Annotated in this window: 14 protein-coding genes; 1 reads left to right on the top strand and 13 read right to left on the bottom strand. The window is 42.3% G+C overall.

Annotation, left to right across the window (positions count from 1 at the left end; genetic code table 11):
- Positions 1 to 3: 3 nt before the first annotated feature.
- Together hutU and AC6CH1_RS14475 are read right to left on the bottom strand one after the other, a co-directional pair.
- Complete coding sequence (gene hutU / locus AC6CH1_RS14480; protein WP_087617084.1) at positions 4 to 1,665, bottom strand: urocanate hydratase; 1,662 nt, start codon at positions 1,663 to 1,665, stop codon at positions 4 to 6.
- A gap of 25 nt (positions 1,666 to 1,690) precedes the next feature.
- Complete coding sequence (locus tag AC6CH1_RS14475; protein WP_498318167.1) at positions 1,691 to 3,025, bottom strand: YjiH family protein; 1,335 nt, start codon at positions 3,023 to 3,025, stop codon at positions 1,691 to 1,693.
- A 156-nt stretch (positions 3,026 to 3,181) separates the two neighbouring features.
- Between AC6CH1_RS14475 and AC6CH1_RS14470 the strand changes: the two genes are divergently transcribed.
- Positions 3,182 to 4,651 carry a helix-turn-helix domain-containing protein gene (locus AC6CH1_RS14470; RefSeq protein WP_498318165.1) on the top strand — a complete coding sequence of 490 codons (1,470 nt, stop codon included), beginning with the start codon at positions 3,182 to 3,184 and terminating at the stop codon, positions 4,649 to 4,651.
- 51 nt (positions 4,652 to 4,702) lie between these two features.
- Here the strand turns inward: AC6CH1_RS14470 and AC6CH1_RS14465 are convergent, their stop codons facing one another.
- From AC6CH1_RS14465 to AC6CH1_RS14415, 11 genes are all read right to left on the bottom strand, one after another.
- Positions 4,703 to 5,548 carry an aspartate/glutamate racemase family protein gene (locus AC6CH1_RS14465; RefSeq protein WP_251690494.1) on the bottom strand — a complete coding sequence of 282 codons (846 nt, stop codon included), beginning with the start codon at positions 5,546 to 5,548 and terminating at the stop codon, positions 4,703 to 4,705.
- Positions 5,545 to 6,924 carry an FAD-dependent oxidoreductase gene (locus tag AC6CH1_RS14460; RefSeq protein WP_498318163.1) on the bottom strand — a complete coding sequence of 460 codons (1,380 nt, stop codon included), beginning with the start codon at positions 6,922 to 6,924 and terminating at the stop codon, positions 5,545 to 5,547. The genes AC6CH1_RS14465 and AC6CH1_RS14460 overlap by 4 nt, the downstream gene beginning before the upstream one ends.
- Positions 6,925 to 6,929: 5 nt before the next feature.
- Complete coding sequence (locus AC6CH1_RS14455) at positions 6,930 to 7,376, bottom strand: GlcG/HbpS family heme-binding protein (RefSeq protein ID WP_251690492.1); 447 nt, start codon at positions 7,374 to 7,376, stop codon at positions 6,930 to 6,932.
- A 21-nt stretch (positions 7,377 to 7,397) separates the two neighbouring features.
- Positions 7,398 to 8,132 (bottom strand): SDR family NAD(P)-dependent oxidoreductase, encoded by a 735-nt coding sequence (locus AC6CH1_RS14450; RefSeq protein WP_498318161.1) that lies wholly within the window; start codon positions 8,130 to 8,132, stop codon positions 7,398 to 7,400.
- A gap of 9 nt (positions 8,133 to 8,141) precedes the next feature.
- Positions 8,142 to 9,560, bottom strand: a complete 1,419-nt coding sequence (locus tag AC6CH1_RS14445) for an FAD-dependent oxidoreductase (protein WP_498318159.1) — start codon at positions 9,558 to 9,560, stop codon at positions 8,142 to 8,144.
- Positions 9,561 to 9,582: 22 nt separating this feature from the next.
- Complete coding sequence (locus tag AC6CH1_RS14440) at positions 9,583 to 10,446, bottom strand: isocitrate lyase/PEP mutase family protein (RefSeq protein ID WP_498318157.1); 864 nt, start codon at positions 10,444 to 10,446, stop codon at positions 9,583 to 9,585.
- A gap of 14 nt (positions 10,447 to 10,460) precedes the next feature.
- Positions 10,461 to 11,246: an FAD synthetase family protein gene (locus AC6CH1_RS14435; protein ID WP_498318156.1), complete on the bottom strand. Its 786-nt coding sequence runs from the start codon at positions 11,244 to 11,246 to the stop codon at positions 10,461 to 10,463.
- 52 nt (positions 11,247 to 11,298) lie between these two features.
- Positions 11,299 to 12,249: a VOC family protein gene (locus tag AC6CH1_RS14430; protein ID WP_498318155.1), complete on the bottom strand. Its 951-nt coding sequence runs from the start codon at positions 12,247 to 12,249 to the stop codon at positions 11,299 to 11,301.
- Positions 12,250 to 12,388: 139 nt separating this feature from the next.
- The gene (locus AC6CH1_RS14425; RefSeq protein WP_498318153.1) at positions 12,389 to 13,342 is read right to left on the bottom strand and encodes an SMP-30/gluconolactonase/LRE family protein; all 954 of its coding nucleotides are present in this window, start codon (positions 13,340 to 13,342) and stop codon (positions 12,389 to 12,391) included.
- 134 nt (positions 13,343 to 13,476) lie between these two features.
- Positions 13,477 to 14,472 (bottom strand): 4-hydroxy-2-oxovalerate aldolase, encoded by a 996-nt coding sequence (dmpG, locus tag AC6CH1_RS14420; protein ID WP_498318151.1) that lies wholly within the window; start codon positions 14,470 to 14,472, stop codon positions 13,477 to 13,479.
- Entirely contained in the window at positions 14,469 to 15,356 is an 888-nt protein-coding gene (locus tag AC6CH1_RS14415) for an acetaldehyde dehydrogenase (acetylating) (RefSeq protein WP_427711707.1), read from the bottom strand. Before AC6CH1_RS14415 ends, dmpG begins: the two co-directional genes overlap by 4 nt.
- Positions 15,357 to 15,361 lie beyond the last annotated feature (5 nt).

Raw genomic sequence — 15,361 nt, 5'->3', positions numbered from 1 at the left:
TCATCATCCTTTTAGCATCGGCATATTGATACCTTTTTCTTTTGCTGTGCGAACTGCAATGTCATAGCCTGCATCTGCATGGCGTACAACCCCCATACCCGGGTCTGAAATAAGCACGCGATTGATCTTTTCTGCTGCGAGCTTTGTGCCGTCAGCTACTAGTACTTGACCGGCATGTTGGGAATAACCCATTCCTACACCGCCGCCATGATGAATGCTCACCCAGCTTGCACCGCCTGCAGTATTGACGAGCGCATTCAATAACGGCCAGTCTGATACAGCATCCGATCCGTCCTGCATTCCTTCTGTTTCACGGTTTGGTGAAGCGACTGATCCGGAGTCCAAATGGTCACGGCCAAATACAATCGGCGCTTTCAGTTCACCATTTGCAACCATCTCGTTTACGCGCAGTGCAAAGCGGTGGCGGTCGCCATACCCCAGCCAGCAAATACGGGCAGGTAAGCCTTGCCATTTCACCATTTTCTGTGCCATATCAATCCAGTTTACTAATGCTGTGTCTTCAGCAAACATTTCTTTTGCCAGAGCATCTGTTTTGTAAATATCCTCAGGGTCTCCTGACAGTGCTGCCCAGCGGAACGGTCCTTTTCCCTCACAGAATAGCGGGCGGATATAGGCAGGTACAAAACCAGGGAAATCAAAAGCATTTTCCACACCCATTTCCTTTGCATAGGCACGGATATTGTTTCCATAGTCAAATGTTTCCGCACCTGCCTGCTGGAATTCAAGCATTGTTCGTACATGCTCTGCCATCGTTTCCTTTGCACGGCGCTCATATGTTTTCACATCTGTTTTGCGCAATTGAAGCGCTTCCTCCAACGTCATCCCGTTTGGAATATAGCCGTTAATCGGGTCGTGGGCAGATGTCTGGTCTGTAACGAAATCCGGAATCATGCCGCGATTCAACAGCTCACGGTTAATGTCCGCACAGTTTCCTACTAAACCAATTGATGCAGGTTCTTTAGCAGCCGTTAACTTATTTACAAGCTCTATCGCCTCATCTACTGTTTCGACAAGGTAATCACAGTAGCCTTCATTTATTTTTCGTTCGATTCGCGCACGGTCCACTTCAACAACTAAAATGACCGCACCCGCCATTTTTCCTGCTAATGGCTGGGCACCACTCATGCCGCCCATACCACCAGTTAGTATCCACTTACCACGAAGGTCGGCTGTTCCAAACTTCTTTTTCCCTGCTTCCACAAAACTTAAATATGTTCCTTGGAGAATTCCCTGTGCCCCGATATAGATCCATGAGCCCGCCGTCATTTGCCCGTACATCATTAAGTTGCGTTCTTCCAGTTCATAGAAATGGTCCCAGTTCGCCCAGCCAGGCACTAGATTCGAGTTGGCGATCAGTACGCGAGGTGCATTTTCATGTGTTCTAAATACTGCAACCGGTTTTCCGGATTGCACAATCATCGTTTCGTCATTTTCCAGTTCTTTTAATGTCGCAATGAGTTTTTCGTAACTTTCCCAATCACGTGCCGCTTTTCCGATACCGCCATATACAACCAGTTCATCCGGATTTTCCGCTACTTCCGGATCCAGATTATTCATCAGCATGCGCATTGCCGCTTCCTGTGTCCACCCTTTACATGAAAGCTCAGAACCACGTGGTGCACGGATGTTTGTTTTATATACCATAAAAAATCTCTCCTTTAATTTGAAGTTAGAACAAGATAAACGCTATTGGTGTAACGAAAATGAGTGTTAAAACAACTCGCTCAAACCAGATAATGATCATTTGGCGAATTGATAACGGGATGTCTGTCGATAAAATAACCGGAATGACAGCTGAGAAGAATAAAATAGCTGAAATCGAAACGACGGCTACGATAAACTTCGTTACAAGAACTGCCTCTGTTACAATCATTGCCGGTAAAAACATTTCTGCAATCGATAATGACAATGCTTTAGCTGTCAGCATCGGATCAGGAATTTGCAGTAAATAAGTAAATGGGGCAAAAATGTATGCCAACCAGTCAAACAGCGGTGTATAAATTGCCAATACCATTCCTAATAGTCCAATAGATAAAATGGAAGGTATGACCCCCATCGCCATAATAAATCCGTCTTTTAAATGAATATATAAATTTCTAGGCAAAGACGGGTTTGATTTTGTGGCTTCTACCGCTTCTGTCCAAGCAATGTTTAAACGGTCCTTTTTTACAATCTTTTCAGGCTGTGGAGTTGAACCTTCATAATAATCATCCTTAATTTTGTTTAATGGATAAATTCGGGCTGTAATTGCTGTAACGACGAATGTCACAACTAATGTCACCCAGAAAAATAAGTTCCAGTATTCCATTAAATCCAGTGTTTTCGCAACGACTACCATAAAAGTAGCTGACACTGTAGAGAAGCCTGTCGCAATAATGGCTGATTCTCTCGCTGTATATTTTCCTTCTTTATAAACACGGTTCGTCAATATTAAGCCGACCGAATAGCTGCCAACAAATGAAGCTACCGCATCGACTGCTGAACGGCCTGGTGTTTTGAAAATAGGCTTCATTACCGGCTGCATGAGCACCCCTATAAATTCAAGTAAGCCATAGCAAACAAGCAATGCTAAGAAAACTGATCCAATTGGAATGACGAGTCCTACCGGCTTAATAAGTTTTTCTAATAAAAATGGACCGATATCCGGATTAAACAACCATGCCGGACCAAATCCAAAAATAAGCATTACCCCTGCAACAAGTCCCCCCAATTTAAAAATTGATAACACTATGTTTACTTTTGATGTATTCCACTTTTTCGTGACAAATGGATAAAATGCTCCAAGTACTAAAAGAATCAACACATACCCGTTTACTAACGTTGGTGCGAATGTCGTGAATGCACTTACGATATGGTCGATTAAGATCGATGTTTTTCCATTCCATTCAAATGTGATAAAAAAACTAATAATCCCGATTAAACTGCAAAACACCATTTTAATGAAAATGCTCACTTCAAACTGTCCAACTTTCGGCAGTTCGTGTTCCTCCTGGTACTTTGTCATCCCACCACTCCTTTGTATTCTTATTTTAGTTTTCTTTCAATTCCGAATAAATAGAATAAAAACATCAATTATAGTAATATTTGAATAAAGTAAAATTAATTTGAATGAATTGTAGAATTTATATATGAAATAGTAATTTTTAAAGGTGGTGTTCGATTGAAAATCTTAATTGTTGAGCGGGATTTTGAAGAAATTGCAGGAATTGAGTGGTATTTAAAAAATTATTTTATGCGGGAAATTGAAGTCATTGGCGTAATAGATGGCAGTAAATTAATTGAAGCTTTTGAAGAAACACGACCGGAAGTACTTCTTATTGAAATGGAACTTGTTTCTCCTTCTATAGAGCAGTTTATACAAAAACAGGCGATTCCCGTTATCGGTATTACAGCAGAACCTATTTTTCAGCAGGCAATGAAAGCAATTCGCTTAAAGGCAATCGATCTTTTTGTGAAGCCCGTACCATTAGAGCAATTAAAGTCTGCTCTACTTAAAATCCCTTCGACTAAGCCGGCAGCAAATTCAAGCAGTACGATTCCAGTAGAAACGCAACTATATTCGGATTTGTATTTAAATAAACCCGGAAATTTCCCATTAGATGGAAAGTCCTTCTTTTTAATTGAGTGTGCAGATTACGAGCATAATTTTATGCTGTATGAGTGGCTCATTGAACTGCCTATTTTTCAGAATCTTATTGCCCTGCCGCTGCAAAACCGGGTGATTTGTATTGTTGAAATCGATGTTTTTACCAATCTATTCAGGCAGCTTCGAATCATGAGCCAGGAATGGGAGAAATTCAGTGGGGAATCGCTGAATATCGCTGTTTATGATGGTAAGGAGACAACACTGCTGACAATGTATCAAGCATGTAAAAAAACATTGGCGCAGCGCTTTTATAAAGGGTATTCCCATATTTTTAAAAGTTCGCAAACACTTCATGTGACGAGGCTAGATCCGCTATTAACTCCTGAGGAACAGCAGCTCTGGATTACAAGTCTTGAAAATGGTGATTTAAAAGCAATTAAAACTTTTTTATATACGCTGACAAAAGGTTCTACCTATTACCACCAGGATGATGTGCGCATTCATTTGACGAGTATTTTAGCGCAAATCCGCCGATTTATGATGAAATATCATCTGCAGCAGCAAGCGAAAATGGAACAGCAATACCGCGCACTGTTCCATTTTATTTTAGAGCATCCGATTTTATATGCGATTTTACAAGAGTTTATTTTATTTACACAGCGGTTGATCGATGCGAGAAAAAATTTGCAGCTACAGCAAATTGCCGATTATACGGAGTTGGCTGTTGAAATAATTGAACGTGACTATAATAAAGCTGAGCTGACATTACAGCATACGGCGAATAAATTAAATATAAGCACCAATTATTTGAGCAATGTATTTTCAAAGAAACGCGGCATTCCGTTCCGGAAATATTTGCAGCAGTATCGCGTACAGCAAGCCGAAAAGTTATTAATAGAAACGAGTTTGGGCATCGGGACAATCGCGGAAATGGTCGGATTCACGGACGGCAATTACTTCACTAAGGTATTTAGGGAATACTATCAGTTAACCCCTTACCGCTACCGATTGCAGGTGAGGAAAACAGCCGGAAATTCTGTTTAGGAAAATTAAAAATACCTGGGCACATTTTAAAATGGCCTAGGTATTTGTATTTTATACAGACGCCGTAGCGCGAACGGATAGCCCGAAATCCATATCGGCTGCTGTTTGTTTCAAGTTATAATAACCTCTTAACTTTTCCACAATCTCTGTTGGTGGTTTTTCGTTGTAATAACCGACACGTGTCATCGTCATTCCGCTTACCTTCTGCAGATCGACAAGTGATTCACACATTTTAATTCCTGTGCCAAATGAATCGATAATCGGTACATTGCCAACATGGTGAATATGGTGGGTTGCCAGGAAGATATTCATTGGCCCTTCTCCCGGAATAATGACATCGGCACCTTGCGCTATTGCTATTTCAGCAGCTGCAATAAATTTATCGATGATTGGCTGAGGGTTTTTATAGCCCTCCATAATATCGTAAAAACCGATATCCGCCTGTACGATCGGTCCAAGCTTTTGCGCCAGCCCGTATTGCTGAGCATTGAAACGCAGCTGATCGGCTAACGGCGCCAGGAAATTAACGATTCCGATTTTGGATCCAAGCATTGACGCCATATGCATTGAAGCTTGCCCATACCCGATGACCGGGATATCAACAAGTGCACGGGCCTCAATTAAGCCGACGTCCGGAATTGTTCCAATAAACACCGCATCATAACCCGCTTTTTCCGCGATTAATGCATTGCGGATGAACTGCTCCTTATGCAAGCTTTGCAAATAGTTATAAGTAATATAGTGACCGGGGTAATTTTCAGGGTACGTATCATTCGTCATGCCGTGAAGGACGACATCTACATCTGGACGCGCAATTTTTAAAATATGCTGAATGACCGCATCGCGATATTCCGGAATATCTTCAATTGATGTTAAGCTTTGGTGCCAAATTTTCATTTAAGTACCTCCTGCTTGTTTGCTTGTATTGCTGTTCTTGCAGCTATGCGACCAAATATTGCAGCTTTTCCTAACGAGCTTCCCGTCATATAACCTGCTCCGTGGAAACCTCCAACCATTTCGCCTGCAGCAAATAAACCTTTGATTGGCTCTCCGAATGGATCGAGTACATGCGTCTGTTCATCGACTTGAACACCTGCATACGTAGCAAGCATCGCTGTTGCTGTTTCCATTACATAAAACGGAGCTGTTTCGATTGCCGATGGTGTACCGAATTTATGTGTGAGCGATGTGCGGCCAAATGCTGTATCCTGCCCTTTTTTCACATCCGTATTATAAGAAGAAATCGTTTGCTTTAATGCTTCTACTGGTAGACCTACTTTCTCTGCTAACTGATTAATTGTGTCAAAGCTTTCAATTAAACCTTCTCTGTAAAGTAAGTCAAAATCATAAAGTGCATCATTTGCGACACTTTTGTCCATGACCGTCTGATCCCATACTTGATAGCTCCGGCAATTCGGTTGTTGTAATGCTGCATCGCCAAGCAACTTATATGAAATCGATTCATTCACGAAACGCTTTCCTAGTTCATTAACAATGATGCCGCCTTTATAAAACGTATGGGCCTGCCGCTTTTTAGCATTTGTCGATGTTGGATGAAAGCCGTATGTGCCCTTCAAATAAGTAAAGTCTTCCAGCCATGCACCTGCCGAAGCAGCTAGTTTAATCCCGTCACCTTTATTACCGGCACCACCGAGACGTACAGTGTTCGCTAACTGCGGAGCAAACTGTGCCAGCAGCTCTTCACTTTGAGAAAAGCCGCCCGCTGTTAACAGGACACCGTAATCCGTAGTAAGTTCGACCTGCTCACCGTTCTCTTCGTATACAACACCAAAAACTTGCCCACTGTCTTTTAGTAAACGTACAACGGGTGCATTTGTTTTTATTACTACACCGTTTGCTTCAGCATTTGCACGTAATTGGCCAATCGCCTGGCTAGGAATGATCGTATGTCCGCGCGGGTTGGAATGTCCACTTACAGCTTGGCATGTCTGGAATTGGACTCCCTGTTCGACAAGCCAGTTGTATGTAGCAAGCTGATGTTTACCGTACGCCTCAATGAGTATACGTTTGTTTTTATAATGACCTACAGCGAGAAAATCCTCCATTAAGCTTTCTGTTGTATCTTCAATTCCGAGCTTCTTCTGAAAATCCGTCTCGGCAAATGCCATAAAACAGCCGCTTAATAAAGAACTGCCGCCAATTTCAGCTTGTTTTTCTAGGACAATGACCTTTGCGCCAGCAGCAGAAGCCTCCACTGCCGCGCAAAGTCCCGCCATACCCGCACCAACGATTATAAGATGGTCACGGCCCATGCGTACTACGCCTCCTTAACTGTTTCGGCCAACAGTTCAAGAGCGGCTTCGCAAACTTGCATATCATGTGTATAGTGACCGCCGCTTACACCGATTCCTCCGATGCATTCACCATCTAATTGAATTGGATAACCGCCTCCGAAAATAACGAGGCGATTCGTATGAACAAGACCTTCCATTAGTGGCGGATCATCTTTTAAACGGTCGTACCATTCATGTGTAGCACGATTATACGCTGCCGCTGAAAATGCTTTATTTTGTGAGATTTCCAGAGCCAATACCGGTGCGCCGTCCATAGCTGAAAATGCTTTTAAATTCCCGGCTTTATCAACGATTGAAATCGCGAACTTCATGCCTAGCTCTTTCCCTTTTTCCTCTGCCTTTTCTAACATCTTCTTTGCTAAATCTAAAGTAACTGTGTTTTGTCGGAATGAATATGTTAATTCTGTCATTTTAATATCCCCTTTTCATTGTTATTTAGCTAAACCTACTGGTGCACCAAATCCGAAAGCTTCTACTGAAGTGGCAGTAATCGCTCTGCTTTTTGGGAGTACAAGGTCGACGATGACATTGGCAATATCAATGGCATCCAACCAGCCGTCTTTATTCAAGTTCGCTCCAAGTTCATTGGTCATTTGTGTATCAACCGGCCCCGGGCAAACAGCGTTCACGCGTATCCCGTATGGTTTTAATTCTTCACCCAATGCTTTTGAAAACCCGATTACCGCATGTTTGGAAGAAATATAGGCACTGCGGTTTGGGCCGCCTTTTGTTCCCCAGATGGAAGAAATATTTATGATCGCTCCTGTACGTCTTTCAATCATCGACGGAACCGTTTCAAAGCAGAAGTAGTACGGTCCATGGACATTTATGTCGTGCATTTTAATCCATTCATCGGGAGTTGTTTCCGTAAATGGCTTCAATGCCATCGCCCCTGCATTATTGATCAATATATCGATCGGTCCAAGCTCCTTCGAGACAACAGCCACAGCTTCCTGGACTTGTGCATAATCAGAAACATCACATTTAATTCCGATTGAAGGGACATTATATTTTGTTTCTATCAGCTGCTGCACTTCTGCACACTCTTGTTCATTACGCGCGCAAACAGCAACTTTCGCACCTTTTGAAGCTAATAATAAGGCTGATTCTTTGCCGATGCCCCGGCCTCCGCCTGTCACAAGCGCTACTTTACCTAGTAATTCCATATGAGCCTCCTATTGATAAGACTTTTCCTTTTCCGCAATATAACGCACCGCATCATGCCCTGCACGGCGACCGAATACTAAACAGCGCAGCACCGATGTACCGCCCGGATATTTGCCGTAATACACACCTGAAGTTTCACCTACAGCATAAAGGCCCGGAATCGCTACTTCATCACCTGTTACGACACGTCCATTTAAATCTGTCGCTAATCCGCCATTTGTAAATACGTTGCAGCAAATAATCGGATACGCTATAAACGGACCTTCATTAATCGGAATGGACCAGTTCGATTTATTTAATTCCAAATCAGTTGTTGCAAGGCCATCGACCCGGTTATAAATAAATTCACCTGTTGGACATGCTGCATTGAATTCATCGATTGTGTGCTTTAAATTTTCGGCATTAACGCCGATTTGATTTGCGATATCTTCAATCGTTTCTCCGACGATTGCCGGGATATCGGTTTGCAGCGCCTCTTCATAATTCGGGATGTTGTACATCTTTTGGTCGGTAATCATGTAGGCGATGTGGTCTTCGCATTGGTAAAAGATTTTACGTGCCACTTCCTCATACTGCTCATCAATAGTCGTAACCCCTTCATCCGTAAAGCGTTTTCCCTGCTTATTCACGAGAATGGCATACGGGAACAACATAACGCCCGCTTCTTCGCGTTTACTGCGCGGGTCAACTGTTTCGGCATGGAAAGCATCAAACTGCCCTTTTCCGGCAGCCCCGATTTTTAGTGCCATACGAATTGCCTCGCCTTTGTTAAACAGGCCACCTTCAGATACAGGGGGAATTTTATGTGCATCCCTGCCGATATACTGTGCCATCATTTCCTTATTTCCTTGGAAACCGCCCGCACCTAAAATGACCGCATTTGTTTTCAGTACGATTGATGATCCGTCAGCCATACGTACTTTAATGCCATTGACCGCTCCTTCATCATCAAGCGTTAAATCCCATGCTGTAGTTTCATAAATGATTTCTACCCCTAATGCACGTGCGCGTAAAGTGAGTGCATCAATAATCGCGCGTCCTCCGCCAATTGGTAACAGACGGGGTCTTGATGCTGTCAAAAACATCGTCGGCAAATAGTCAAATTCAACACCTTTCGACTCCACCCAACGTAATGTTTCTCCTGCTTCATCACGTAATGTTTCGGCATAGGCACGATCCATGAATGAATCTGAAAATGAGACCATATCCTCAACAAGACCATCTGCCGGCTTATCGATATTTTCCATACGCATATAAGCAGCCGTCCAGCGTGTGTTTCCACCGCGCTGTTCAAAAGGTGCACGCTCTAAAATGGCAATCGTTAAATCTTCATTTTGTTCCTTCGCTTGTTCAGCTGCAGCTAATGCAGATGCTGTTCCTGCTGCCCCGCAACCTACAATGACTAAATCATAGTCCACTCCGCTCATATCCACACCATCTTTCCGAATATTAAGAATATTGTTTTTCCAGTTGTTGAATTTCTTTTAACTTAAACAATTCTTGTCGTTGTTCCCATGTGCAAATGACATCATGAATGTTTTCCTGGCTTTCATCACGCATTAAAATTTGCATGGCGTCCGTAGCACCTTTAATCGCACCGCGTAAAGCCGAATTCGCACACAGCATAATCTGGAAGCCTAAATTTTGCGCTTCCTGACGTGATACTAAAGGCGTTTTACCACCTTCCACAAGGTTGATAATATGCGGGATACCCGGTACCTCTTTTGTAATACGCGACAGTTGCTCATACGTAGTTGGCGCTTCCACAAAAATTGCGTGTGCACCTGCCTCTTTATAAGCATTTGCTCGTTCAATCGCCTCATCGAAACCAAGGACACCTAATGCATCTGTACGGGCAATGATTGCTAACTGATCATCGGTACGTGCATCAAGGGCAGCTTTAATTTTTCCGACCATTTCATCTTGTGAAATCACTTCTTTACCGTTGAAATGACCGCATTTTTTCGGCATTACCTGGTCTTCGATTTGCAAAGCAGCCGCACCGGCTTTTTCCAGCACCTTTACCGTTCGCTGCATATTGATGGCATTACCAAAGCCTGTATCTGCATCAACAACAATCGGAATCGATGTCACTTCACTCATCCAGGAAACGACCTGGGCGATTTCCGTTAAAGTCGTCAGCCCTACATCAGCCCAGCCAAGCTGTGCATTTGAAATGCCGGCCCCTGTTGCATAAATGGCCTTAAATCCCGTTTCTTCGATAATACGGGCTGTCATTGCATCAAAGGCGCCCGGTAATATAAATGTGTCTTTACTTGCTAATAACTGTTGAAACATCTCTGTTTTTTTCAAGTTTAACCAGCCTCTCAACTAATTTCTTGGTATTTTTGGGTAGCGCGTTGATGGAAATAAATCGAACAATCTTCAATATTTAAATCATGGTAAAAAATAATGTCCTGTGAATTCTTTATATAAACTTTCTGCGAAATCGCGCGCTTGCCGGCTAAAATCGTGACATAGTATTCTCCGCATTGAGGAAGTGTATAGTAGTCGTGCAACCCGTGTTTCATCGAGTATTGAACGCTATACGGCTTTCCTAATAACGCCGTTACTTCCTCGACATAGCCCCGTTTCAGCTTTTCACGAATGCATGTCGAGCTCACCTTTTCACCTGAAATGGCAAAACGCTTTACAACATCAACTTTTATTTTGCAGTCGCTGTCTGACTGGATCGTCGCAATCGTACCGGCTCCTTTAGCTCCGTACGTATAATCAAAACCTGCTACAGCATACTGCACTTGAAGCCCCACTAAATATTGCTGTACAAATTGCTTCGGCTGAAGAGCAGCAAACGATTTCGTAAAATCCACAATATAGAACAAATCGACACCTAATGACTGAAAGCGTTCGGCCTTTTTCTCCATCGGCATTAAATAGTCTACTTCTTCATTTGAAAAGACCGTTTTCGGATGGGGGAAAAAACTCATCACAGCCAATTTCAAGCCTTTTTTCCGGGCTTTTTTTCTGGCTGCTAAAATCACTTGCTGATGGCCTTTATGCACACCATCAAAAAATCCTAATGCCATTACTGCCGGTTCGCTATTTTGCTGGACAATCGGTAGATTTTTTTCATTTACGATAATTGTTTTCATGCTTCTTCACTACCTTTCTAAAATGGCGTAATTTAGAGGTTTCCTTAAGTCCTTACCTTGCTTCAATCGTAATATTATTTAATTCTTTATCCTGTACACTGTCGCCCCAATATGTATTACTTAAGGCACGTTCTTCCAATGTCCATTCAACCGGTTCCCAATCTGGTTCGAAAATCAGGTAACCACCCGAGAATAATTCCACACGGCAACCACTTCCAGGATCCATTACATATAAATAGATTGCCTGAGATACACCGTGTTTCCCTGGACCGATAAATGGCAGATTGTTTTCTTTTAAAATATCTGCAGCACGTAAAATATCCTGTGTATCATCCAGCCAGTACGAGATATGGTGGAGACGGGCCGGTGTTGGAAGCGTTTCCTTTTTTATCATCGCCACATCATGTACAAGGGGTGTCACACTCATCCACCCTGCCAAAATGCCGTCATCGCCACGTAAATATTCACGCATATTGAAGCCGAGCACTTCTGTTAAAAATGCATAGGTTTTATCTACATCTGTCGTCGTATGAATATTTACATGATCAAATCGACGAGGCGATATCCCTTTATTCCATGATTTATATACTTGGTTTTTTAGAATCGAAGCTTTATCCGATGCAGCTTTTGATTTTTCAACGTCATAATAGAGTTCAAATGTATGGCCGCTTGGTAATTGAAAACGGATCGAATTACCGATGCCCGGTGTTGTGCCTTTTGGATATTCCTTAACATCTATTCCTTGCTCGTCTAAAAGTTCTTTGAAGCCTTGAACACATTCAGCTGTTTTTGTACGCCAGCCGATATGTTTGACGTGAGCACTTTCACCGGCTTCAATGCTCAATGTATGGTGCTGAAAATCACTGTAGGCACGCAAATAGTGAACACCATCAATTTCAGTTGTTTCTTCCAATCCAATAACCTCTTTAAAGAAAACTAATGACTTTTCCAAATCTGTTGACACTAAAGCAACATGTCCTAATTTAGCGATTTCTGGTGCCACTGCAATTCCCCCTCAAAATGATGGATATGAGTAACCTGTTTAAGGTTGTTATTGTTTTCAATGTTACAAAATGTACTTTTTGATATCTAGGAAACTTTTATTCAGAAAAATCTAACTTTTAGTAAAAAATTACTGAATTTCAAGAATCACTACCGCTGTTCGCCAGCATAAACTCATACGGTAATACACCTGTCGTTTTTATCGGAAACTGCAGTAAATAGCCTGCTAGCGGTTCCTCTTTAACTCGCGCTTCCGGCAATGCTTCATAGGCTGTTGTCACATATAAGTGATTCAAATTTTTTCCGCCGATTGTGCAGGAAGTGACATGGGAAACAGGGATGATGAATTCTCCTTTAATCTGCTGTTCCTGTGGACTAATACATACAACACGGGTTTGTTCCTTACTCGTTTTTGCCATAAGACCGCTTTTAAATAAAGTTACATATAAATTGCCTTCACTATCGATCGTCATGCCCGCAGGATACCCTTCGTCCATTTTGAAAGTATAAACAATCTTTTCAAATAGCAGCTGTCCGTTTTCTGATAATTCATATTGAAAGATTGCATGTTTCGACGAATCGATATGATAAAATTTATTTGTTTTGCGATCCCACTCTAAACCATTTGATATCGCTACTTTTGATAAATGCGTCTGAATTTTGCCTTCTGCATCAATGGACATTAACTTTGCATTTTCGAATGGATAGTTGGAAAATGCAGTTTGCGGTGTTTCTTTAAATTTCTTAAAAAAACCATCTGTAGAGCCTACCCATAGTCGTCCATCCGGTCCACATTTAGAGTCATTTAAAAAATGTATTTCAGACAGATCGGGCGGCAAAACAAACGGTTTTTTCAGACCTAATTTAAAATTGATAAAATAGAGGCCGTCTTTATAAACTCCAATAAACTGACCATCTGTAGTCGGGATGATCGATTGAATCCATCCCATTGCATCATACACATCTTCTTTTTCCGTTTCCGGATTGAATGTGATGATTTTTTTATTCGCAATATCAAGCCAAATCACACCGTATGCCTGATGCCAGATTGGACCGTCTGCAAATTTTGCGCGGTATTTCCCACAAATCTTCATGCGCTCACCTTCTCTATCTATATAAGTATTTAAAAATATGAGATGAATAAAAAGCTACCTCATATATATTAAGGTAGCATTCAAAAATTATCGGTTTGTTTCATATATAAATGTATTGTGAACACAGCTTCTCATTATTTCCGCAAACTCTGTGCCACTTCGTAAATTAAATCTTCCTGTCCGCCTACTGTTTTACGGCGTCCCAGCTCAACTAAAATATCTCGCTCATCAACACCGAATTGTTTGGAAGCTTTTTCTGTATGGAGTAAGAAGCTAGAATACACCCCTGCATAACCCATAATTAAGCTCGAACCTGAAATTTCCTGAGGACGCGGTAAAATAGGTGCGACGATGTCATTTGCGACATCGATAATATTGTACAGATCAACACCTGTTTGAATGCCCATCCGTTGTAATACCGCAACTAATACTTCGGTTTGCGTATTGCCGCTGCCTGCCCCTAATGCACGTAATGAGCCGTCAATATAAGTAGCGCCCGCATCAATTGCCGCTAAAGAGTTCGCCATCGCCAGTGACATATTATTATGTGCATGGAATCCGATTTCACAGCTGATATTTTCTTTTAATGCCCGAATGCGTTCCGTCACTTGATCTGGTAAAAGGTAACCTGCAGAATCTGTCACATACACGATTTCTGCACCGTAGCTTTCAAATAATTTAGCCTGCTCGACAATGACGCTTGTCGGAGCCATATGTGCCATCATCAAAAATCCGGCAGTTTTCAGTCCCAATTCACGGCTATAGGCGATATGCTGTGCTGAAATATCAGCTTCTGTCACATGTGTTGCAACACGTGCCATTTTTGCGCCTGCATTCACGGCATTTTTTAAATCATCCTTAATTCCGATGCCGGGAATAAGTAAGACAGCTACTTTTGAATCGGTACATTCAGCGGCTGCGGCTTCGATTAACTTCAGCTCGTCCACAGCAGACAGACCGTACTGCAAGCTCGATCCGCCTAAGCCATCACCATGTGCAACTTCAAAATACTCAACACCCGCCTGATTTAATCCTCTCGCAATGTCACGTACTTGTTGCTCGGAATATTGATGCTTCATGGAGTGACTGCCGTCTCGTAACGATACGTCTAAAATATGAATGTCTCTCATCGCACAACCGCTCCTTGCGCTATTAGATTTTTGGCTAATTCATTTGCTACACGTGCAGCAGCTGCCGTCATTATGTCCAAATTTCCTGAATAAGGCGGGAAGAAATCGCCAATCCCTTCCACTTCTAATAAAACTGATACTTTATTACCTTCAAAAATCGGTTCACCACATAGACGGTAACCCGGGACGTATGTTTTTACTTCCTCAATCATCTCTTTAATAGAAGCGCGAATTCCATCTTCTTTCCCTGTCTCCGCTACGAGCGCATGCACTGTATCACGCATCATAATAGGCGGTTCTGCCGGGTTTAAAATGATAATTGCTTTCCCTTTTTTCGCACCGCCGACTACTTCAATTGCATTTGCAGTTGTCCGTGTAAATTCATCAATATTCGCCCGTGTACCTGGGCCCGCACTTTTACTTGCAACCGTTGCAACGATTTCTGCATAGTCAACAGGTACAACACGTGAGATTGCTGCCACAATCGGAATCGTCGCCTGTCCACCGCAAGTTACCATGTTGACATTGTCTTTTTCAAAATGCTCACTTAAATTCACCGGCGGGACAGTGAACGGCCCGATTGCTGCCGGTGTTAAATCAATCATCTTTTTACCTGCAGCTTTAATAACCTCGTAATTCTCTCTGTGAGCATAGGCACTCGTCGCATCAAAAACGATATCTACTTGATCTAACTGTGATTTAAACCCTTCAATACCATTTTCGATTGCAATATAGCCACGGTCACGTGCACGTGCCAAACCTTCCGACTGCGGATCAATACCTACCATGACCGCCATCTCCAGTGCATCACAACGCTCAATTTTATACATTAAATCCGTCCCGATATTCCCTGAACCGATGATACCTACTTTTAACTTCGTCAATTTGC

Source organism: Solibacillus sp. GQ1 (assembly GCF_059758555.1).
The sequence above is the reverse complement of the archived record's forward strand: the minus strand, read 5'-3'. Positions and strand labels throughout refer to the sequence as shown.

What these genes read in the sequence shown, in the direction of transcription:
- hutU (WP_087617084.1), bottom strand. Translation starts at nt 1,665, where the DNA reads ATGGTATATAAAACAAACATCCGTGCACCACGTGGTTCTGAGCTTTCA.
- AC6CH1_RS14475 (WP_498318167.1), bottom strand. Translation starts at nt 3,025, where the DNA reads ATGACAAAGTACCAGGAGGAACACGAACTGCCGAAAGTTGGACAGTTT.
- AC6CH1_RS14465 (WP_251690494.1), bottom strand. Translation starts at nt 5,548, where the DNA reads ATGAAAATTTGGCACCAAAGCTTAACATCAATTGAAGATATTCCGGAA.
- AC6CH1_RS14460 (WP_498318163.1), bottom strand. Translation starts at nt 6,924, where the DNA reads ATGGGCCGTGACCATCTTATAATCGTTGGTGCGGGTATGGCGGGACTT.
- AC6CH1_RS14455 (WP_251690492.1), bottom strand. Translation starts at nt 7,376, where the DNA reads ATGACAGAATTAACATATTCATTCCGACAAAACACAGTTACTTTAGAT.
- AC6CH1_RS14450 (WP_498318161.1), bottom strand. Translation starts at nt 8,132, where the DNA reads ATGGAATTACTAGGTAAAGTAGCGCTTGTGACAGGCGGAGGCCGGGGC.
- AC6CH1_RS14445 (WP_498318159.1), bottom strand. Translation starts at nt 9,560, where the DNA reads ATGAGCGGAGTGGACTATGATTTAGTCATTGTAGGTTGCGGGGCAGCA.
- AC6CH1_RS14435 (WP_498318156.1), bottom strand. Translation starts at nt 11,246, where the DNA reads ATGAAAACAATTATCGTAAATGAAAAAAATCTACCGATTGTCCAGCAA.
- AC6CH1_RS14425 (WP_498318153.1), bottom strand. Translation starts at nt 13,342, where the DNA reads ATGAAGATTTGTGGGAAATACCGCGCAAAATTTGCAGACGGTCCAATC.
- dmpG (WP_498318151.1), bottom strand. Translation starts at nt 14,472, where the DNA reads ATGAGAGACATTCATATTTTAGACGTATCGTTACGAGACGGCAGTCAC.